Source organism: Agrobacterium tumefaciens (assembly GCA_025559845.1).
Classification (GTDB): domain Bacteria; phylum Pseudomonadota; class Alphaproteobacteria; order Rhizobiales; family Rhizobiaceae; genus Agrobacterium.
Genome location: CP048471.1, coordinates 327,787 through 349,204, shown reverse-complemented (window position 1 = coordinate 349,204; position 21,418 = coordinate 327,787). Strand labels below are relative to the sequence as shown.

The window sequence follows — 21,418 nt, the reverse complement described above, 5'->3', positions numbered from 1 at the left end:
GAGGCGGAGGATGCATAAACCGCCCCTCCAGCTCGCCTTTCTCGTCGGTTTTCTTCTTACTTCCGTCGCGCCCGCTTGGGCGGCCGATCTCAGCAGGAGTGAAGAGCGTGCCCGTCAGGGCCACACAAAGACGTCGGATACAAACAAGCCGCGTCCCGGGAAAGCCCGGCATGGAAACACGCCAGTTGTGGTATCCGCGACATATTGCGAGCACATGGCCTGCGAGCCCGTCACGTTGAAGATATGGAGTGGCGACACGTTCCACATGCACCGTCTCGGACCGCACAATGAGCGGATCAAGATCGCCAACATCGATGCGGCCAATCCCGTCACACGTTGCAAGGTGGAAGCAGGCGTTGGCCATGATGCAAAGCTTCAGCTGATGTCAATTCTCAGCAACAGCACGTTCCATCTCGCACGAGTGTCGGGAGAGAAGGATCGTTCGTCATCGGCCTTCGTAACGGCCAATGGGCGGGATGTCGGCAAGAGCATGATGGATCGCCACTATGCGAGGCCGTTCGAAGATCCTGCTCTTCCCTGGTGCTGACAATGAAGGGCAGAACCATGCATCGGAAATAGGGCCATGCGCGTCGAAAGCCGCCTCGCCCAAGAAGCAAGAATTGGGAGCTGATCTGATCCACCAGCTCCCGCCAACCACGTTAAGCAGCCAGCCTGACAGCAAGCCAGGGCATCTGTTTAGCGCACCCTTCCTCACGTTTAAAGGACATGCCGTGATGACACATGCCGTGAAAATTCATGATCCAAGATATCCCGTGCCACTAAAACTGTTGGTCTCCACCGTGGCAATCCTTGCTCTGAACGCCGGCGCGGCTGCCGCAGCTTCCGTAGCTGGTACAAAGGGCTGCATTATTCAAAGTGGTGTTGCGACCACAGTTGGCGTCATGAATGGCGATGAAGAGAACGAAAAGGTTTACGTCGGTCGCTCTTGCGGCACCCGCCACGGTCACACTGAAGGGATGATAGAAGGCAACTTTGTCTCGGCAAACGAAATCAACAATGCCTTTAACCAGATCCAGAACGAGTATCGAACCTACGTCAACTCAGCCGTCAACCAGACGGATGCCACAAAAGATCCGGAGCAAGATGCGCGACTTGCTGCAGGAGAACAAAAGAACAAGGAACAGGATGGCCGCTTGGGTCTAGCCGAACAGCAAAACATCGAACGAGGGTCGCGCATTCAGCAAAACGCAGACCGATTGACGACAACCGAAGCTCGCAACATCGAGCAAGCTAGGCAAATCGGTCAGCACAGCGGGCGACTTGACGCCGCCGAGCGTAAAAACACCGAACAGGATAAGAAGCTCGATGGCCACGATACCGACATTGGCGGGATCAAAGCAAATGCCACCTTCTACGATAAAGACAAAGACGGCAAGAAAGCCGGCGGGCTTACATTGAACGATGGAACCGGAAAGCAAGTTCAACTTCGCAACGTCGCGCCAGGGACGACCGAAACAGACGCTGTCAACGCCGCCCAATTAGCATCCACGGTCGCGGCTTTGGGCGGTGGCGCAAAACTAAATTCCGACGGCTCCGTCCAGGCTCCCACCTACGAAATCGCTGGCCTGCAACATAACAATGTCGGAGACGCTCTCAAGGCAACCTACGAGACCAGCGTACGATACGTGACCGATGCTCAGGGCAACCGCACCAACAATATTATGCTGGCGGGCAATGGAACGGGACCGGTTGCAATCCGCAATCTTGCGGACGGAAAGAAGGACAGCGATGCCGTAAACCTTCGTCAGGTGAAACAGGCCACGCAGGAAGCGAAAAGCTATACAGATGAGCGCGTCTTTGACCTGCAATCGAGGAACAACACGCAGTTCTCGGCACTCAACCACCAGATTGAGCGTAACCTTCAGGAGAGCCGTGGCGGTATCGCCTCTGCCATGGGGATGGCGGCACTCCGCTTCGACAACAACCCGGGAAAACTATCATTTGCGTCTGGTCTGGGGAATTTCAAAGGCTCGACGTCTGCGGTGGCCGGTCTTGGCTATACGTCCGAAGACGGCATGGTGCGTCTGAACGCATCGATGGGCTACAATTTCGGCCAGGACGATTTGTCCTGGAACGCTGGCGCGTCGTTCACCCTCAACTGATTGCCGGACGAGGTCCCTCATCTAATCGGAGAGAGAACGATGAAGCGCATGTTTTTGACGATGGCAGTAGCGGGAGCGGCTTCGGCCGCGCTCGCAAACGAGAAGATCGAAAAAGATCCGTCGGGGGTCGAAAGTCCAGAGGCACGCTCTGTGGACAAAGGCCCCTCTCAACCCGACAGGTTCCTTATTCGCGCGCCGGTGGTCGACCCCGGTGAGACGCTCCAGCTAGGTGACATTCTCACCGTCACTCGCGGTTTCGGTTCTTGGTCCTTGGGCTGCAGCGTCCGGATCTCGACTGGGCGAAGGTCGTGCTCCATCGAACAAGTTGTGGTCGATGCGGACGCGGAAGTCGGCACTCGATCGTCTGTGAAGTGGGGCATCGGTTCTAATATCGGCAACAAATCGATGCTGTTCGTCCAGGTGACGAGCAACTTGATGCAAGAGAGCGGGATGCGCCTGTCGTTCGCCGGCGTTGAAAAAACCATCCCGCAACAAGACTGGTTTTGTTCGGACAAAGGCTGTATCAGCAGTTTCCCTTTTGAAGGAATTGTGCAGTCCGGCATTCAGTCTACGGAAACCATTGGCTTTGCATTCAAGGTGAAAAGCACGGATGGGCAGGTGAAAGATGTGAGCCTCGATGGTCACATGGGAGGCTTTGACAAAGCCCTGAAAATTGCCGCGACCAACCCATTTGCGAATATCGTGGTCGCTACACCCAAAACAAATGACGCCAAAAAAGCCGCAGCAAAACCGAAGGCCGCAACGGAGGGGTCGAAGAAACAGAGGGGAAAACCTCACAACGAAGCACAAGGCAGGTCGGTGAAAGCGACGGCTTCTGGCCTGTACTGAGATGCATTGTGCGTTGCAGAAGAAGCGAAATTCATTGCATCGTCGCATAGAACTACACGCATAAGTGTATGCTAACACTACTTGGGATAAACCAAGAAGGGACCGGGAACATATCGAGGACACGCTTGGAGGCTAGACGCTCCAGGTGTTCAACTACAGGTTAATCGACACGGCGGAGCGTTCTTTGATGATTGCACTGCACAAGCACTTTGTCCGCAATTGCGCTATCGCGCTTGGATCAGGCTCAAAATGCGGAACGCTCAGTAAAACCCAAAGCCGGTTCGATCACTGCCGGTTTTTCGGTTTTTGGGTTGCGGCCTGTCGCTTTGCCTCTTTCTCGGCCAGCAATTTCTCTTGGTTCTGGCGCTGACGCTCGATCTCCGGGGACTGGTTGATATCGGCAGCAATAGGCTTGTTGGGATTCTGCTCGACGGACCGCTCCGCACGCTGAGCCGCAGATGCCTCGGAATTCGTTCGATAAGCGTGATCCTCGCCGCCACCATCAAATGGACGCTCGCCTGACGTCGACGAGCGCTCTGCCTGGCGCACTTCGCGTGCAGCCTTCGCCTGGGTGTGCTCTCGCACGGTCTGGAGGCCGAGCTCGATCTCAGCGTCTGTCTTTTGCCCCGGACCTTGGATGTTCGCACCTTCCATAAACCCGAGACGCTTCTCTTCCCGCCTTCCTTCATTTTGCCGTCGCTCCTCCACCCTCCGGCGAGCCTCAACAAGTTTCTCCTGAAGTTCCGGATTTGACAGCTCGAACCCATGCTCGGCGGCAATCTCGACGGCCAGCGCCTTTTCGCGCTCGGTTCCGTTTACACCGATTGCTCCCCACTTTTCCGAGGCCTGCCTCATGGCAGCCAGCATAGAGCCCCGGTCACGATCGGCAGGTTTGATCGTCTGCACGTCTTCGACCGGTCCTTTCGGCGCCTCGATGATCGGCTGTTCTGTTTTAAGGTTATCGGGCTTCGTGTCGACGACAGGTTCCGACTGGACTTCGACACCGGCCGCGATGCCTGCCTTGTCTGAGCGCGAGGCGTATCTCTGTCGCGCTGCGTTCAATGCATCCTGCAGTTCGGGGTTCGTCACCTTGAAGCCATGCTCGGCCGCAAGTTCAATCGCCAACGACTTGTATCGATCCGTGCCGCTAAGCGACAGCGATCCCCATTTCTCGGATGCCACCTGCATGGCAGCCAGCACCACCTCACGGTCTCGCCAGTTGCCAATCTCCACCTTGTCGCCATGGTCGGTAAACGCCATCGCCCCGGCGCGGCCGTCAGCCTTGCGATGACTGTAGCGAACGTCATCACCCCGCTTTTCAGCAACGAAGTTCGCGAGATCATTGGCTTTCGGCGGCACATAGCCCTCACCCTCGATCTTGCCGCGCTTCTTCTCGATCGCCTCCTGTACATCGAGCATGGTCTTCTGCTTGGTCTTAACCGTCTGCCTCATGGCCTCGAACTCGACGACCTTATCGTCAGGCAGGTTCTTCTCGATCTCGTCGAGGCTGGTTTCCATCTGCTCAAAGCTCGTCTTCATAACGTTGAGGTCTGCCATGTCGTGTTCCTTTCCTGTGCCGGCAGATACCGGGGTTGGGCTGAGGGTGTGAACGTGGGCGCAAACCGCAGCCGCTGCGCGCTGCTGGAACCGGATAATCTCAGCCGGTTTTTCCGCACTGATGGCCTCGGCCAAAGCAGCGGTCTGCCGGTCCACCACGAAGACGTTGAGCGGATCTTTTCTTGAAGGCGTCAGGCGTTGAAGCTCGTCGGTCGTCATGTCGATGTATCGCAACGTCCCGCCCTGCCTGACCGCGATCTGTGCAGCTGCAGCCCGATCTGTCGTGAACAGCGGTTGCGATGAGGCATGCAGGCCCGGACGCTCGGCACGATAGAGCCGGATAATGCCAGGCCTCTCAGGTGGCTCCGGTTTGAACGGAGAGGACAATATGCTTCGGGACGTCTCGGACCAGGCGTGCGCCGTCAACTCGGCTCGCCGCCTCCCCTCTTCCCGTGTCGGGACATGCACTTCACCATTGCGAACCCGCTCGACGCGCCGCCGCTCGGCTTGCGTTGCACCTCCCCGTTCTATGCGACGAACGTCCTTCATTTTGTAACCGGGAGGATTGGCTCGCTCAAACCGGCTTGTGGCATCCATCGGGATATCCCGCTGTCGCGCCTCTTCGGCCAGTGTTTCACGCCAGCGCTTGAAGTCCTGGATATTGGGATGCAGCCGCTGTCCGGTTTCCGAACGCATTTTCACAACAGCGTGCACATGCAGATGGTCGCGGTCTTCATGAAGCGCAAAGACATAGCGATGCCCTTCGAACTCCCGCGCCAGCATTGCCCGGGATGCTGCGACAAAGGCCTCCTTTGATGTGCCAGGCTTGGCACTCAGGACGATATGAGCGACATCGCGCCGCTCCTGCGAACGAAGATCCCGCTTCCAGTCGCGCGCCTCGTCAATCGCGGCGGTCGGACCATTAAGAACGACATCGGTCTTGTAGCTCCCGGCTTGGTCCAAGCGCACGCTGTGGAGGTCGTGTCGCCCACCCTTGCGGAGCTGACCGAGATAGCGCGCCACTCCTTCAATCCCATGAGCAAATCCGTGGACGTCGACACGCGTGTTACTGCCGAACGTCGACGTCAACGAGCGTTCAAGTGCGCTAAGGGATTTCCGGTTGTCGAAGATCCTGTGGGGCGAGGTTTCGCCATCCTGCCTCCTTGCAGCAGTGCTGAGGACAAGCTCGATCCGTCTGTATTCGCCCTCGTCTTCGCTCCTCCAGGCAATGCGGTGACCCGGGAGTGCCTCTGCCAACCCACGGCCAACATCCTCTTCCCTGTCCAGACCATTTGCGGCGGTGGTCAGCGACAAACGCAACACATCCTTGGAGGGCTGACGTCCGTCTTCCTCGCTCCATTCATTGGCGACGTCCTGGACCCACGAGCTGCCTTCAAGCCTAACCCCGGCCTCGTCTTCGGCCTGAAGCTGCCCCTCCCGGCTCTGATAGGAGAGGAGCGCGGAAATCCGCGCATGTCCGGCCGCAAAACTGATCAGTTTGACCACGGCAGGCTGCGATCCGGACGCGATTGCCGAATACTCGACAGGGCTGGCAGGGAGATGCGACGATGGCGATGGGCCAAATCCCGCCGCTTGCGCGCGGCTCATTGCTGGAGCAACCGTAGATCCGCCCCCTCCCCCGCCGCCACGACGTTTGCGCAGCTCGTCATCGATGGAAGAGCGAACCGGCGTCGAGCCCGTGTACGGTTTTCCCGAACCAAGCGGAGATTTGTTACGCGGTTTGGGCCCGGGCTTTTGCCTCGGTCGGGTGCGAACGAAATCATCGTCCATCTGGCCCAACCGCAGCGCCCCGGCGGAATGATTTCGCCTCTTTTCCATCTCCTCAACAAGCGCGAGAAACCCTTGAAGATCAAACATCGGCCTTCACCCGCAACGATGCTTTCCGGCGCGCCTTCACACACATCGCCTCAAGCATGACCATCTGCTCGGCAACGATGCGGCTAAGGCGTTCGATACCGCCCTTCAGCGCGGCGTAACCGGGGCTGCGACCGGCATTCAACGCACGGGTAATCTGGTTGAGGTTGACGCCTGCCTTGCGCAATTGCGCAACGTTGGCGGCAAGACCAAGGGCTTCATCTCCACCGAGCGACGGTCCCATGCCCGCAGCCTCGCGCGCCAGGCGCCGCAAGATCTCGCTCGTGGATGCTCCGTTCTCCTCGGCAAAGGACGTCAGCGCGGCGAGTTCCGCAGCGGTCAGCCGCACGCGCACGGCGTGATCGCGCCTCGTAGAAGCTGAAAGCCTTGGTCGTCCACCGGCCATGAGGATCCTTTGACGTCTCTTGTTCATCGTTCCGGTCGCTCATGCGACTGCCGGAACGTTGTCTTTTCGCCCGCCTCGGGCACTCGCAGTTTTCGTACCACGAAGACTGCTATCCTGCCACCCAGATAATTCACTTTTTGATTTGTTTTCAGATACTTACAGTACTTCAAGTAGTAAATTGCTGCGGGTACGACGAGGCATACAGACAGCAAAATCTTCTGGAAGCACCATACTTCGCGCAGTAAATCCGCATCAGGAGCGGATTGCTTCGAACAGTGAAGGTAGGATCGGAGTTGGATGAGGAAGAAAGCGAAACGCAAGCAGAAGTAAAAAGCGGACTGCCGTAAAACAGGCTGTAACGAATTTGCTTTTCTGAGACATTCGGCTATATATGTTTCTCTGTGATCCACACGGAGGGACGCGTGACCATTATCGCTTTTGCGAACTCGAAAGGTGGAGCAGGAAAGTCCACGCTTTGCCTCCTCATCGCTTCAGAGTTGGCCCAGGCTGGCTCGCAAGTTCTCATCATCGACGCAGACGAGCAGCAATCCTGCACACAATGGGCCGCAAGGTGCGCCCAGGCCGGCACTCTTCCCAACGGACTAGCGGTTCGGTCAGCCACGACCCCAGAAGAACTTGTGGCATCGCTCAAAAACAATTCGGCCGATATCGTGATGGTGGATGTTCAAGGCTCGATGAACAAGACACTCATCGCGGCGATCGTTGCGAGTGACATCACGATCGTTCCCGCGAAGGCAAACGTCATGGAAATGGCTGAGACTGTGAAGCTGTTCGAATGGGCACAAAGCAGTCTGAAACGCGCACCTCTACGGCTCGTCTTGACACGTGTTGAGGGCATCGATCTCAACACCACAGCGTTCAAAGATGCGATCCAGCTGATCAGGCAGAACAATCTTCCTTCTCTCAGAACGTTTGTGCGCGCCCGCAAAGTCTACGAGCAATTCTCCAACAACGCCGGCACGCTCTCATCGATTGCCAGCGACCCTTCTAAACAGGATCAGATCGAAAAGGCGCGTGCCAACATCGCGAGCCTCATTGGAGACATCACTGCGATAATAGAAACATCGGCCCGGCCACAATGACACCAAAGCCAACAATCCCGACGACAAAGCGGAGTTTTGAGGGCCTTGACGAGCTGATCGATCACTCTATTTCGCAACAGAGCAAATACAGTAAGATGGACAGCCTCGCGGGAAACGTCCCGCCTTCTTTAGACTCCCCTTCTTGCAGCGAGCAGCGTGCAATCCATTCAGCTGCGCTCGAGCCTAAACAACCGATTTCAGCAACAGAGCCATCTGAGACTGAATTGGAGCGTCTTCAGGTCAAGGTTCCCAGCGACCTGCTGCTAACCTCTAAGATACATGCGCTGAGGAGGAAAATATCCTTGAGCAAATTAGTCGATCAGGCACTTCGACAGTACCTCAAACTCCCCCTCGAATAACCCCGGCCTCACGCGTGTACACGAGGCGGCACTTTCTGCGGAGATATCAGCATGCCGAAAAGTATGACGTGAAGGCGCTCAAAGACGTGGTTGTGATCCGCCGTAAGCGGCGCAAAGAGGGCATAGCCGCGAAAATCGAAGAGCATGAACAGAAGGTCTCTTAGTACCTTGAGCAAATCGACTGACAGATTCGGTTTCCCACGAGGCTCCGGAAATCCCTACGGCGCTTTGGTGAGCGCGGGTTTCCTCCGCCTGCTCCGTTCGCTTCGCTCTCTTCGGCCGCCGAAGCGCCGCCCTAGCGGCGCTGCGGCTGGAAAACCTTGTTCGGGTAGAGTCATCTGATTGCACGGCCCGACGGGCCGCAAGGACGGTTTCAAGAGATCCGTCGTCATCTGCGAAAAGCCCTCCCACGCCGGTCGACAATACAGCCGGAGCCGACCGTGAAATCAGTCGACGGGACCTTCGATCAACTTTGCGCGCCCTCGACCATCAGCTTTCTCAATGCGCAATTTTCATATGAAAAAGGCAATCCCTCGATAAGGAACGCTAGCTTTACCATTCCACCTAGAACGAAGTTCGGAGTGGTGGGGCCATCTGGTGCTGGCTTGGCTTTCCGGTCCTCGTTTTCGCTCACCTACCCAGCGATTTTACGAGGTGCCCCTTTAATCATTGAAACAACCATCTCCGCGACTTTGTCCATTTCGTAGGGTTTTTGAATGAAGACAGCTTCACCGGGCAGGTCTTCGTTCCGTAGATCGTGCCCTCCCGAGGCGATTATCGTTGGAACATTCATACGAGTCATTGCGATCATCCTTGCGAGATCCAGACCGTTTAGGCCCCCGGGCATGTCAACATCGGTAATGACTGCATCAACTCTTTGCTGTCCAAGCGCCGCGATAGCCTCGAGAACGTTTGCGGCTTCGACCACGTCAAAACCTTCTCCAACAAGCGTATCTGCAAGAACCATTCTGAGAATAGGTTCATCTTCAACTATCAAAATTGTACACTGGTACATGGGAAGCCTCCGCAGTTCGGTCACGAGATAACTCGTCCGCGCATGAATTGATCGCCCCCACTCCGGAGTATTTGAGATGATGTTTAATAAAATGCCAATGCAGTGGGATGAGGCAATCCAGAGGACCCTAACGGCTTTCTGGCAGTTATCGCGGACGCGGAAAGAGCCGGTAGATAGTGAAAAGCAACGCTTTTCTCTCTTGGCATCCAAAATTTCATGTGGAGGATTTAGATGACTTGCGGTGTCTGCACCTGGTGAGACGGTCAAAGACAATCTGGACTTATCGCCTTTAGCCAATCTCACCAATGCGTATACATGACTTGATTTTGTTCCTTTTTTGTTCTATGGCGAACCGATAAACTTGCCGGAGCTTGGAGTGCCCGAACGTCAGAAAATTCCCGCAAATTCTCAAGACACGACACTCGCACAGGTTAGACTACCGACTATTGAGATGGTGTGTGATCGGTGCAGCCGACGGGATCAGTTTGTGCGCAGTAAGCTCGTACGAACCTTCGGCGCGACGGCCCCATTTTCGATGTTGCGGCGCCGCTTGGCCATGGGATGCAAACGGATGACACACAAGGAAGGCGATCGATGCGAGGCCAACTTTCCCTTTCTCGATCAAGCAGTTGAGTGCGCGGGTTGCAGGCCCACGTAGTCAACAGGTTCACAACACACGATCCGGCTCGATTATTTCGGAGCCGGACCAAGTTCTGGAGGTGACATCACGCGGCGCGGCGTGGATGGTCACCCTCTTCGATCTCTTCAACGATCTTATCGACAAAAGCGTCGAGATCATCGGGCGACCGCGACGTGATAATCCCATGATCCACAACGACCTCCTCATCCAGCCACTTGCCGCCTGCATTTTTCACGTCCGTCTTGATGGATCCGTAAGATGTGACCTTTCGGTCTTTGACGGCATCTGCCTCAATCAGAAGCCATGGGGCGTGGCAGATAGCAGCGACAACTTTGCCTGATTTTGTGAATTCGCGCACCACGCGCATTGCGCCCTCGTCGGCTCGCAGTTTGTCGGGATTGATCTGACCGCCCGGCAGAACAAGCGCGTCGAAATCTCCGGTGACGACGTCGGTGGCTGCGAGATCGACGTCGACACTATCTCCCCAGTCAGTCTCGTCCCAGCTTTTGATCTGGCCGGTTTTGATAGAGGCTATCTTGACCTCAGCACCACGCTTCCTCAGTTCATCAAAGGGAACTCTCAATTCTGAACGCTCGTATCCATCCGTTGCCAGGATTACGATTTTTGCTTTGTCTATCGAAGTCATATCTATCTCCTCTTCGGTTCAGGAATTAGCGTTTCGGCACAACCTACGTGTCGACAAAAGGACTGAGGCCTCGTCTATGTGGACGTCGCCTTGCCGGAGCGCCTGCTAGAGGAACGTCACCTCAACGGCATTGTTCCCGGCTGACTGATTGGCCGAATCTCACTCATCATGCCTAAAGAGTATCGACGCTCTCAAAAATTCCGCGAACCGCGCCACGCGTCCCCCCGAGTAGACGTGCCCGTTGCGTTTTTACGTGAGGGAAAATTTTGCTTGGCCCAACATTTTCGGTCCTGAACTCTCAGGGTAGGGCCTCATGCGCGATCTTCTCACGGGCTGTATTATCTTAGGTTGTCTTCTGCCGATCACGGACGGGAGCTATGCGTATCTAATCTGGTATCACGACACGTTCTGACAGTTCGACAATCCGATCTCCACTGCTCAGTTTGCGACGGGAGAAGCGTTTTCTGTATCGGGAACACCGATCGACCGAAATGCCAAGCTCGGGCCGTGTCACGGCGCTTCGCTTCCAATCGTTTACCACACATCGACGGTTCGGTTTTGTCCCGCGGAAGAAAATCTTGAAAGCCCTTCAAGCTATCCGAACAAACCCTGAAATCAGAGGCCTTGCAAGCGGTTGAGGATATTAGACTGGTAGTTTCATCCTCTCTGACACCAGTTTCTTTGACAATCTTACGCAAGAAGCGCTTCGATCACGCATGTGACGCCGGTGGGATCGTAGCTGATTGTTGCTTGTCCATTGAGTTCGGCAGCAAGAAGCCTCTCGACAAGGCGAGTACCAAAGCCTTTTCGCGTTGGCACTTCCACGGGAGGACCATTTGTTTCCGACCACCGAAACATTAGCCGTCCAGAACCGTCCTCATATTCCCACGAGATTGAAATCAGTCCCTGCGAGACTGACAGCGCTCCGTATTTGGCCGCGTTTGTCGCCAGCTCATGGATCGCAAGCGCGAACGATACGACAGCTTTTTGCGGCAAGAGAACAGGACGTCCGTCAATCTCGAACCTCTCCTTAGGATATGGTTCCAGAATTTGCTTCACCAAAGCCGCTAAATCGGCGCGCTGCCAATCGCTGTGGGTCAAAAGTTCATGGGCGTGCGCCATGGACATCAGCCGAGCGTTGAACGAAGCGACGTCCTCCCGCCCTGTGTCGTCGCGGTCCAGTGTCTGCCGTGAGATCGCCATGACCGTTGCAAATACGTTTTTTACGCGGTGGCTGAGTTCACCGATGAGAACCTCTTGCAGACGTTCAGCGTCCTTTCGAGCGGTAATGTCCTGTGAGATTTTGGAGGCTCCAATCGCCTTTCCGCTGCTATCGTAAATCGGCGAAACGCTGAGCTGGACATCGACCAGATGCCCGTCTTTCTTTCGTCGCTGTGTCTCATAGAGATGGACCGTTTCCCCAACGCCGATCTTACGAAGGATTTCCGCCTCTTCGTTCCGCCTATTTTCTGGAACAAGCATCAAGATTGAACGGCCAATCGCTTCATCCCGCGAGTAGCCATAGAGCTTCTCCGCAGCAGCATTCCAGCTGGTGATCATCATATTCAGGTCGATCCCGAGGATCGCGTCGTTCGACGAAGCGACAATCGATGCGAGAAGCCTTTCTGCGTCTTGCGCTCTTTTGCTCGCAGAGATGTCGATCGCGATGAACCCAACCTGACGAACAGCTCCTCGTTCATCTCTCAGAGCAGACACTGAGATTGCAGTCCACAAGACCCTACCATCCTTTCGCAGGCACCTCTTCTCCATGTCGAAGCTTTCACCCGTTGAAAGAAGGTGCTCGAACCGGCGCTTCATCTCCGGCAGATCATCAGCATGGGTAAGGTCCTGGAATGACATACCCACAAGTTCGTCGTCCTGGTAGCCGAGCATTTCGCGGAAACGGCGATTGACGAGTGTCATTCTTCCTTCGAGGTCGGTCTGGCCGATGCCAGCAGCCGTCTGCGAAAAAAGGGCGCGCAGACGTTCCTCGCTCTGCTTGAGTGCAAGCTGCGATTGCACACGTTCTGTCGTTTCATTGACGATACAAAGAACGCCGCGGACTTTGTCCATATCGTCCTTGATTGGCGAATAGGATATGTCGAAAAAGACGTTTTCTGGATGACCATGGCGCTCGATGTAGAATGGGCGATCCTTAGCGGAGATGGTTTCTCCGGTATTCAGGACATGGCTGAGCAAGGGCTCGAGATCATCCCAAAGCTCGGCCCAATTTTCGCGGGCCGGCCGTCCGAATGCGCGCGGATGTCGTAGACCAATTGATGGTGCATAGGCGTCGTTATACAACGCAACGAAGTCTTCGCCCCAAAACACGACAATCTGCGCTTGGGACGGCAGCATAAGATTGAAAACAGCCCTCAGTGAGGCTGGCCATGTCGATGGTCGACCCAAGATTGTATCATCCCACAACCCGCTCTCGATCATGGCCGCGATACCTTGGGATTTTCTTGAACGTCCCGTCTCCTCGTCCAACGCCCGTGCCCCTCGAGTTTCATTTCGGCGAGATTTGAACGCAGAAAAGATAATTCTTTGGCGCAGCTGTGCAAGAGGTAAGAGGGTGGCACAATCCAATTTTTGCGACGATAACGACTGTTACCATGCCCATGTTAGCCCCCGAAAAATCACTCGGCGACCTTCAGCCAGAGGTTACGCTCGCACGCCGGTTTGAAAGCGGATGCGAGCAAGGCAGATTAGCGGCGCATTCACTCCCTGCAGCGGTGACGGACAGTGGGACCAAATATTCTCTCTGCACAAGTTTATTTCCAGGTTCTGAAAAACGAGCCGGCACCTTCGCTATGACGACGGCCAGTCGTTGGACGGCTCTTCGACCGAACGGGAGGGAGTCGCTTGCGGCGGGCCGTCTCTTAAAGCCGCAACTTCCTTCTCCATGACATAGATAATCGACAGTCGATCGGCACCCATGACGATCAGCTCATCAAGCAAAGCGGCAAGCCGCGGTTTTACCTCTGCCAACGCGGTTCGGTTATCTCCCATGTCTGTCTCCTCCTTGAGACCTATCCTCTTTAGCGATTGCGATTGCCTGACGCGATGGCCTCAGGCCACTCCTCTTCCGGCTTTTGCATCATCCGCCAGAACCAAACTAGCCGGTGGATCAGCGCTTTCGTCTCCCGAAAGAACGCTTGAAATGTAGCTCAGAGCATTCTTCATACCGTTCATTGTGTAGGGCTTTTCGATCGCACCAAGTGCACCCGCGAAGTCATCGGGTATCTTCTTGATGTTGCCGCTTACGAATACATACGGAACCTCTAACTTGGCCAACTCTCGGCCCACGTCGATACCGGTAGGACCGTCCTGCAAATGAATATCGACAAATGCGAAATCGGGGCGAGACGTCGCCATCAGTGTACGGGCCTGTTCGCTGTTCATCGCATGGCCGCTTACTTGATGGCCCGCCATTTCAACTTCGCTCTCAAGCTCCATGGCGAGAAGCATCTCATCTTCGACTATCATGACCTTCAATGCGTCTGCTCCTGGTTTTCATCAACGAGCAGTCTTACCTCGACCGTCGTCATTCCATTTTCAGTCTTACGCTCGATCTTTGCATTGAGCTGTTGGGCAGATGCATCGAGTAACATCTGCCCTAACTCCTCCGCTTCGGGATCCACTTCCGTCTGCTCCGAAGTGTCATTAATTCTGATATGGAAATGCCCGTTCGTGCGCCGGACCTCCACATGAATATCGCCACCACCCTCGCTCAATCCTCTTCGAACCGCATCGCCGACAATTTCGTTCACGATCAGCGAAAGCGGCGTGGCTTTGACGGCCGGCACGTAGACCGGAGAAAGGTCGAGCGTCAAACGGATATCCTTACGCCCGGTTGCGGAGACGAGATCGGTTACAAGCTCCCTGGTGAAGTCCGACATGTCAAACTTCGAAACGTCATCGAGCGTAAACAATTTACGTTGAACCGTGCTGAGAGCTTCAATCCTGTTGAGGACAGACATCAGCGATCGACGCTGGCTCTCGTCCTTCGTAACGCGCGCCTGCATCTTGACGATGGAAGCCATCGTTAGAAGGTTGTTCTTCACACGATGGTCGACTTCATGGACGAGCAGGGTGCGGGCTGTCACAGCAGCTTCAAGATAGGCTGTGTGTTTTGCCACCTCTTCCTCTGCCCTGTGCCGGGCAGCAGCCAGATCAGCCTCCCTGCTTTTGACATTTGTAAAGTCGAGCTGCGACGCAAAGAAGTACACAATGTTTCCTTCGTCATCACGCACCGGACTGATGAAAACTGCGTTCCAGAAAGATTCACCGTCTTTGCGGTAGTTCAATATATCGACAGCAATATCTTCCCCTGCCGAGATCGCGCTTCGTATTCTCGTTACCGTTTCAGGGTTGGTGTCCGGCCCCTGCAGGAACCGGCAATTACGTCCAACGACTTCGTCGTTGGAGTAACCGGATAATCTAGAGAACGCCTTGTTGCAGAATATGATAGGATTGTCGCGCTGGTGGGGATCCGTAACGATCATTGGCATTCGTGTCGCCTTAAAGGCCGCCGCGAACGGGTCCTCGCTTACATGTCCTGCGACGAGACGATCGCCAGCATCGCGAGCGTTGGTTTTTGACTGATCCTTTTTGTTTGCTGGCATCCTTGGTCCTAAATTTTGCTTCGACGGATGAAATGGAGCCACCGCCAAACAGGTTCCGTAACCACAACAATTTAGCCTTTCACGTTCCCTTCGAACGGAGGGAAGCGCTCTTGGGGGCCGCGTATCCATCGATCGATGCAAACTCGCGCTCATCGACGACGCGAAGTCTGACGTCTGGGGTATCACACGTCCACAACCAAACCTTTAGGCGATGTCTAGTGGAGGCTACAAAGTGCTCCCAGCTGGGGAATGGAGGTATTGCATAATGTGTAAACCGTCACGCACAGACGTATGTCGTTACGAAGCCTTATTCTGCTCCGGCGGCACGCTTCACATGGTCGAAACCACTGGATCAGGGCAAGAAAAAAGGGCCGACGGAAAACCGCGGCCCATAAAGTATGAAGGTCAAAAAACCTCCAGAGGGGAACAGCTGACACGCGGAAAACTGGGAGGAGACCGCTATCTGCATCAGCTATAATCATAATGCCTGTTTTCTGATCGTGTGGAAAACAAAAATTGTGCAGTGCAGCTATGCGGTCTCCGCTTGGCTCCCTGGTATCTCCATGTCCGCAGCTAAGAGCGCTTCTGTTTCACCTCCCTCGCGATGCTTCTCAACAGGGTCATCTGCGAATGCGAAGCAGGTTGAACCGTGACAGCACGATCAATCTCGTAGTCGGCCGCCTTTATTGGCGCCGTTAGGTCTTTTTCGAAATTCAAAGGTATCTCACTTTGGCGACATTGAGTTGACTCATGAAACCCGAGGGTTGAACAGCGATGTGCATATCCCCGATCCCCTTTAGGGATGACAGACAACAATGTGGAGGCGATCGAGAAACGAACGCATTCCTTTATGGGGTGGGTGCGTTTTCTGACTGTCTCGACGCAGGTAAAACGTTTAATCCGGTTCGCGACGTATTTTAGAACATTCAAACATTGCCGGAACTCTCACACCATTCTAGTGTTCCCGGGCAATTTCAGCACCAAACGGGATCACAAATGGCTAACGGCACGGTAAAGTTTTTCAACGACAGCAAGGGTTTCGGCTTCATCACCCCGGAAGATGGCGGACAGGACGTTTTCGTCCACGTCTCCGGACTTCAGCGGGGTGGCACTCTGCGCGATGGCGACAAGGTCATCTACGACCTCGGCCAGGATCGGAAAACAGGGAAATCCAAGGCTGAGAACGTCGCCGTTCTCTAATAAGTTATCTGTCGTTAGAGTCTTGAACGGGCGCTAAAGCGCCCGATCTTTTTTGCGATAGATCGATGAGGCGACCCAAGCGGATCTACGAGACAACTCATCCGCTTCTTTGCTCCTGACGACCAAACGACCTGAGATAGACAAACTGGCGGCCATAAACGAACGATTGAATTCGTAATCCGTCGGCTCGTCACCCAAATGGACAACTTAGATCCGCCTCTAAAATGGTTTATAACATCACGACCACTCGCTATCGATAAATCAGTTCGTAAACGTTGAGAGGTGTGCTGTGAAAACCGCTGTTCCTGATCGTTATTCGATCGAAGAACTGCAAGAGGCGTTCGGCGTGAGTTTGCAGCAGGCGATCGCGATTTACGATAAGTTTGCGGGCGACAAATCTCAGACCGACAAGATGATGAGACGGTATCCGCACACGGCGGACGTTAAGGAAACAGGGGGCTAACCAAAGGCGCAGGCCTATGAGATCCCGGCTCTTGAGCAACGTCCCGGTCTCGTCAGCTCTGTAAAAAACTCACTGATCGAAAGTGTGCGCGAAAATTAGTGGTTCGTGCGAACATCGGACCAGAGTTTTACCTCATCGCTCGCCTGGTCGAGAATAAAATCACCCTTGTCAGTCGTTACCGTAACGAGGGCTGTGGACCGCACTCCGAAGGAAGCTCTTTGCAAAGCGCATGATGACCAATCGGTGGTATGGATCTGCGAGCAACCTTCATAGCCCGGTCATTTTGATTTTCTGCTGCAACTGACTGGATTAACGAAATGAGTATGGGAATAATGCAGAGCGCTCTAACAATCATGATTATCGGCCCAAACTGATGCAAAACCAATTTTGCGCGGAGTGGTTAAGCCATGCAATACACGGCCGTCAAACGTCTCGAAGCGGAGAGGTTTCACGGTGCCAGTTGCACTGGCGATCTCCGCTCTCTACTGTGAGTAAATTATACCCGTAGGTCGAACGGAAAAAAATTAATGGCTACTGGCACAGTTAAATTCTTCAGTGACGAAAAAGGCTTCGGATTCATCGTACGCGACAATGGAGAACCAGATGTCTTTGTCCATGTTTCCGGGCTGCAGAGTGTTGAATCGCTTCGCCCAGGTGACAAAGTGACTTTTGAACTCGGTCAGGATCGCAAAACTGGGAAAGCAAAAGCAGAAAACGTAGCGCTCCTATAGGCCCTGCTTTACCTCGATACTCTTAGGTAAAGAAATGCCGAGTTGAGAAACGTTTCAGCGCGTTGTCTTCTGTAGCCTATATATTTGCAAGTAAAACATGCCGGCTCAATCTGATATCCATTCATGCTGACCTCCTGTTGGCTTCACCATTTGCTCGCAATAGCGCCATCACCATCGGTCCAAGCGAAAACTCTCCCTTCTCCGCCCGTCTCGTCAGATCTCGGAGATATCCGCCAGCGGAATTGATGTGCCCTGCCCTTTCGAGGATACATGCGATCGCGACCGCTGCATTTTCGGGCCCCATACTCTCGCAGGCGTCCTGATATGCAGATGGGCTGACGCCAAGCATCGATCGGACGACAACAGCCGCGGTCATCAGGTCGCGCCAGCTCCCAATCACCCCGCCGGGACCATAATCGACGATTTGTGGGCACGCCTTCAACACGACTCCCAGTGGGAAAGCCTTCAGCGTCTCTCTCTTCGGGTCGTTCTGGTACTCAGGTTTTGCCCCCTGCTCCGTTTCGGAGCCTGGTTCAAGTTCATTGATGGATTCGGTATTTGAATTCTGTATGTGGCGGTCATTCTGACCATCATTGGCGGTCATATTTTCAGATTTTAGCTGAACTTCCAGCAAGTTGACGACTTCTTCGCGCAACATCCGCATTTCTTCGAGGATGGATTCAACGAGAAGTCTGTCAGGATTGCGCGTCAGGCGCCCAACCAGAGCAAGATACATCGCCTCGACAGCGATCCAGTCGCCGTCAGCGCCCTCATCAATGGCGGCCGAAATGAGCTTACGGACGTCACGACGGCAGATCGTCAGCGCTTCCTTGGCCCGCTTCATCAGTCTGGCTTCTTCAGCAACCTTCTGAGCAAGGTGAGCGAGTTCCTGGGCACGTGCAAGCATTGGAGCAAGGCTGAAGCCGAATGCTTCCTCAATCTCCCCTGTCCTATCACGGTGCGCATAACGCTTACCGTTCGGGCTGTCGTGTCTTTCGATCAGACCGGCATCAACCAACGCAGCCAGGCTACGCCGGAGCGTCCTGCCGGAGATGCCGTGCGAGCGAACAGACAACTGAGCATTCGACGGAAACACCACGAGAGATGTTTCAGACGTCAGATCCGTCTCCGGATAAAAGGTCAGGAGAGCATTGAGCACCGACAACGCGCGGTCCTGCACACCGAGTGCTTCGCGTGCTTCACACGCGTCCCGAAACACTTTCCACTTATCTGCGGTCCTGCCCTGTGGCAGTTCATTGGTTTCGAGCTGCCGTTTCACGAGCGCAAGCTTCGCCGGCCGCCGCCCGAAAGGCGTCGTCACACTTCCAAACTGCATTTTTCCTTCACCTTTCATAAGGCAAAAGAAGTCCGCTCACCAAAACGATGCCAAAGACTCTTGACTGGGATTCGTGAAAATGCGATTCTCGTTCTTGCTACAGAATTGAGGAAGGCTTCCACGACGGAAACGTTTGGGGGCCTTTTTCTTTTGCTGGTTTAGTCTCCTGTTTTTTCCTTTTCTGATCTCCTGAAAGCCGCATAAAGGCTCTCCAACTGAGATGAAATGTACTCTGCGAACCTGGGACCGTCCTTGGCTTCCACCGAAAGAACGCCTTTCTTCGCTGTCTGACTGAACTGAACCCTCACCGTATTGTCCGAGGCCGGCGACCAAGCAAAGCTGTTCACCTGCGCCGACACGTTTGCGGCGGTTTTGCCGGGCTTCTTGAAGGCTTCGGCAAACGCAAGCTGAAAACGCTCTTCGCTCGTAGCCGCCAGCGCTTCTCGAGATTTCAGTATTTCCAGGATTGCAGATATTCTTGAGGCGTCCAGCTTCTCAGCGAATTCCATCCAGCGACGCCGGCCAACATTTGGTGCAGCACCGATTGCCTCAATAAGCGTCGTTGGAACCTGCTTCACGACACTCAACATCTTTGAGAGGGCCGCTTTATCGACCCCCAAAGCGGACATTATGATTTCGCGAGTGAACGACCGGTCTTCCAGCTTTGCAGCAAAGAGAGCTCGTTCGATGTACGAAAGATTGGTGCGTGAGTTGTTCTCTTGCCCTTGGCTAACAACAAGCTGGTCGTCTGTGAGGTCGCGGACAACCGCTCTCACCTTAACCTGAAGCCGGCGCACTGCCGCCAAGCGTCGGTGCCCGTAAGCGACTTGGAATCGGCCTTTCGTCTCGGGGTGAGGGCGAACAAGAATAGGAACCTGCTGCCCATTTTCACGAATTTGTTCGGCGAGCTCGGCAAGCTCCGTTTCATCAAGGGCAAGGCGATCGCTCACAAACGAGGAGTCGATCAGGGTAGGATCGAGCTCAATGATTGTTTGACCTTCAGCGAGCTGTTTCTCAATCCCGTGCGCACGCTCCATAGTCGACGTGATATTGCTGAGCGATTTTGTAATCCCGCCGATCGGCCCGGTTGGGCGCGGCGGTGGGACAAAGCCTGCAAGAGGGCGACCAGAAGTATTCGGCGATGGCGAGGAAACGACAGGTCCAGATTCGTCGGACACGCCAATTAGATTTTTTCGTGCCATCTATTATTTCCTTCCCCAGACGGCTCGCATCAAGTCTTCGATTTCGCCGTTCACGGCACCCAAGGATTCCATCGCGCGGTCATAGGTGCCGCGAGTGAACTGGCTCCTATCGACTTCGTAGAGGGTTTGCTTGGTTACGCCGGCATCTGAAATCGCCGTGGATTTCAACATCGGGTTCTGAAGCATTCTGTTTCCAAAAATTGCTCTCATAAATCCCGACATTTGAGCCTGAGGGCCGTCATTAGGCTCGTAACGTGTCAGCAGGTATCGCATCCAGTCGTAACTCGTACGGCCACCTGCATTCTCAACGACGCTCATCAGTTCGCTCGTCATCGAGAGAAACTGCGACATCGACATGACGTCCAGCATCTGAGGATGGACCGTTATAAGAACCGAGGTTGCAGCGCAAAGAGCGGACATCGTTAGAAAGCCCAGCTGAGGTGGGCAGTCGATAATGACCACATCGTACAAGCTCTCAATTTCTGAAAGTGTCTCACCAATTCTTGCGAAGAACATGGTTGCTGCGCTACCGCCCGCCATATAGCGAGGCGTCTCGTGCTCAAACTCCATGAGTTCAAGATTGCCAGGAATAATGTGGAGATTCGGCGTATACGTTGATCTCACGATCGAGGAGATTGGCTGAGGATCTTCGTAGCGGATGGCGCCGTGAAGTGTCTCCCCCTCCCCGACATCCAACTCAGGCTGATGTCCAAACATGGCGCTGAGTGAGGCTTGAGGATCAAGATCAATCGCAAGCGTCCGGTATCCGCGAAGCGCAAGATACTGAGCAAGATGCGCGGAGGTGGTCGTCTTAGCAGAGCCTCCTTTGAAGTTCATTGCCGCGATGACTTGAAGCTTTTCGTTTCCGCGTCTGTTCGGGACGTATTTTGGCGAGCCATTTTTAACGTCAAGCGCAGCCCTGATCAGATCCATATCGGTAGGGCTGTACATTCTGCGGCCGTTGGCCAATGGCTCCGGAACGTTGATTTCAGCGGCGATCTGTCGGAGATATGTTTCACCGATTCCAATGAGACCTGCGGCTTCACTGGGAGTGAACTGACGGATCGATTTCTGGGCGGTCGGGGGGAACACGCGAGCCTGATGGAGCTGCAATTGCCGTTGAAGCTCGGCTGCATCCGCAGCAAGCGTCGTCGGCAGATGCTCTGCAACGGAGTGTGAAGATACGACTTGCAGCATTGAATTCCCTCAGCAGCGCAGTTTTGACAAATCAGCCTTGAATTGCGCAGCTACGATAATCTCCGATTCGTAAACAATTTACAAATGG

The 21,418-nt window shown here is 54.6% G+C and carries 19 protein-coding genes; 7 read left to right on the top strand and 12 right to left on the bottom strand.

Annotated elements, in window-relative coordinates; all coding sequences use genetic code 11:
• Window positions 1-10: 10 nt before the first annotated feature.
• From FY156_28975 to FY156_28965, 3 genes are all read left to right on the top strand, one after another.
• A complete protein-coding gene (locus FY156_28975) occupies window positions 11-547 on the top strand; it encodes a nuclease (protein UXS05564.1) in 537 nt (178 codons plus the stop codon).
• A gap of 433 nt (window positions 548-980) precedes the next feature.
• A complete protein-coding gene (locus FY156_28970) occupies window positions 981-2,123 on the top strand; it encodes a BrpC (GenBank protein ID UXS05627.1) in 1,143 nt (380 codons plus the stop codon).
• A 39-nt stretch (window positions 2,124-2,162) separates the two neighbouring features.
• Entirely contained in the window at window positions 2,163-2,972 is an 810-nt protein-coding gene (locus FY156_28965; GenBank protein ID UXS05563.1) for an invasion associated locus B family protein, read from the top strand.
• Between the two features lie 285 nt (window positions 2,973-3,257).
• On the opposite strand, the gene FY156_28960 is transcribed toward FY156_28965, so the two are convergent.
• Window positions 3,258-6,407: a relaxase/mobilization nuclease domain-containing protein gene (locus FY156_28960; GenBank protein ID UXS05562.1), complete on the bottom strand. Its 3,150-nt coding sequence runs from the start codon at window positions 6,405-6,407 to the stop codon at window positions 3,258-3,260.
• A complete protein-coding gene (locus FY156_28955) occupies window positions 6,400-6,837 on the bottom strand; it encodes a MobC family plasmid mobilization relaxosome protein (GenBank protein UXS05561.1) in 438 nt (145 codons plus the stop codon). Before FY156_28955 ends, FY156_28960 begins: the two co-directional genes overlap by 8 nt.
• 395 nt (window positions 6,838-7,232) lie before the next feature.
• Between FY156_28955 and FY156_28950 the strand changes: the two genes are divergently transcribed.
• Window positions 7,233-7,913: a ParA family protein gene (locus FY156_28950; protein UXS05560.1), complete on the top strand. Its 681-nt coding sequence runs from the start codon at window positions 7,233-7,235 to the stop codon at window positions 7,911-7,913.
• 993 nt (window positions 7,914-8,906) lie between these two features.
• Here FY156_28950 and FY156_28945 read toward each other — a convergent pair.
• From FY156_28945 to FY156_28920, 6 genes are all read right to left on the bottom strand, one after another.
• Window positions 8,907-9,287: a response regulator gene (locus FY156_28945; GenBank protein UXS05559.1), complete on the bottom strand. Its 381-nt coding sequence runs from the start codon at window positions 9,285-9,287 to the stop codon at window positions 8,907-8,909.
• A gap of 725 nt (window positions 9,288-10,012) precedes the next feature.
• Window positions 10,013-10,573: a type 1 glutamine amidotransferase gene (locus FY156_28940; GenBank protein ID UXS05558.1), complete on the bottom strand. Its 561-nt coding sequence runs from the start codon at window positions 10,571-10,573 to the stop codon at window positions 10,013-10,015.
• Window positions 10,574-11,263: 690 nt separating this feature from the next.
• Complete coding sequence (locus tag FY156_28935) at window positions 11,264-13,015, bottom strand: PAS domain S-box protein (GenBank protein ID UXS05557.1); 1,752 nt, start codon at window positions 13,013-13,015, stop codon at window positions 11,264-11,266.
• Window positions 13,016-13,384: 369 nt separating this feature from the next.
• Window positions 13,385-13,585, bottom strand: coding sequence for a hypothetical protein (locus tag FY156_28930; protein UXS05556.1), 201 nt, complete (start codon window positions 13,583-13,585; stop codon window positions 13,385-13,387).
• 60 nt (window positions 13,586-13,645) lie between these two features.
• Complete coding sequence (locus tag FY156_28925; protein UXS05555.1) at window positions 13,646-14,071, bottom strand: response regulator; 426 nt, start codon at window positions 14,069-14,071, stop codon at window positions 13,646-13,648.
• On the bottom strand, window positions 14,068-15,201 hold the full coding sequence (locus FY156_28920; GenBank protein UXS05626.1) for a PAS domain-containing protein: 1,134 nt from the start codon (window positions 15,199-15,201) through the stop codon (window positions 14,068-14,070). The genes FY156_28925 and FY156_28920 overlap by 4 nt, the downstream gene beginning before the upstream one ends.
• 996 nt (window positions 15,202-16,197) lie before the next feature.
• Here FY156_28920 and FY156_28915 point away from each other — a divergent pair.
• Complete coding sequence (locus tag FY156_28915) at window positions 16,198-16,401, top strand: cold-shock protein (protein UXS05554.1); 204 nt, start codon at window positions 16,198-16,200, stop codon at window positions 16,399-16,401.
• A gap of 289 nt (window positions 16,402-16,690) precedes the next feature.
• Window positions 16,691-16,864, top strand: coding sequence for a hypothetical protein (locus tag FY156_28910; GenBank protein UXS05553.1), 174 nt, complete (start codon window positions 16,691-16,693; stop codon window positions 16,862-16,864).
• A gap of 95 nt (window positions 16,865-16,959) precedes the next feature.
• Here FY156_28910 and FY156_28905 read toward each other — a convergent pair whose 3' ends face one another.
• Complete coding sequence (locus tag FY156_28905) at window positions 16,960-17,118, bottom strand: transglutaminase-like cysteine peptidase (GenBank protein UXS05625.1); 159 nt, start codon at window positions 17,116-17,118, stop codon at window positions 16,960-16,962.
• Between the two features lie 273 nt (window positions 17,119-17,391).
• Between FY156_28905 and FY156_28900 the strand changes: the two genes are divergently transcribed.
• On the top strand, window positions 17,392-17,595 hold the full coding sequence (locus FY156_28900) for a cold-shock protein (GenBank protein ID UXS05552.1): 204 nt from the start codon (window positions 17,392-17,394) through the stop codon (window positions 17,593-17,595).
• A 121-nt stretch (window positions 17,596-17,716) separates the two neighbouring features.
• Here FY156_28900 and FY156_28895 read toward each other — a convergent pair whose 3' ends face one another.
• From FY156_28895 to repA, 3 genes are all read right to left on the bottom strand, one after another.
• Window positions 17,717-18,931, bottom strand: coding sequence for a replication initiation protein RepC (locus FY156_28895; protein ID UXS05551.1), 1,215 nt, complete (start codon window positions 18,929-18,931; stop codon window positions 17,717-17,719).
• Between the two features lie 158 nt (window positions 18,932-19,089).
• A complete protein-coding gene (repB, locus tag FY156_28890) occupies window positions 19,090-20,133 on the bottom strand; it encodes a plasmid partitioning protein RepB (protein ID UXS05550.1) in 1,044 nt (347 codons plus the stop codon).
• Between the two features lie 3 nt (window positions 20,134-20,136).
• Window positions 20,137-21,330 (bottom strand): plasmid partitioning protein RepA, encoded by a 1,194-nt coding sequence (gene repA / locus FY156_28885; GenBank protein ID UXS05549.1) that lies wholly within the window; start codon window positions 21,328-21,330, stop codon window positions 20,137-20,139.
• Between the last annotated feature and the right edge of the window lie 88 nt (window positions 21,331-21,418).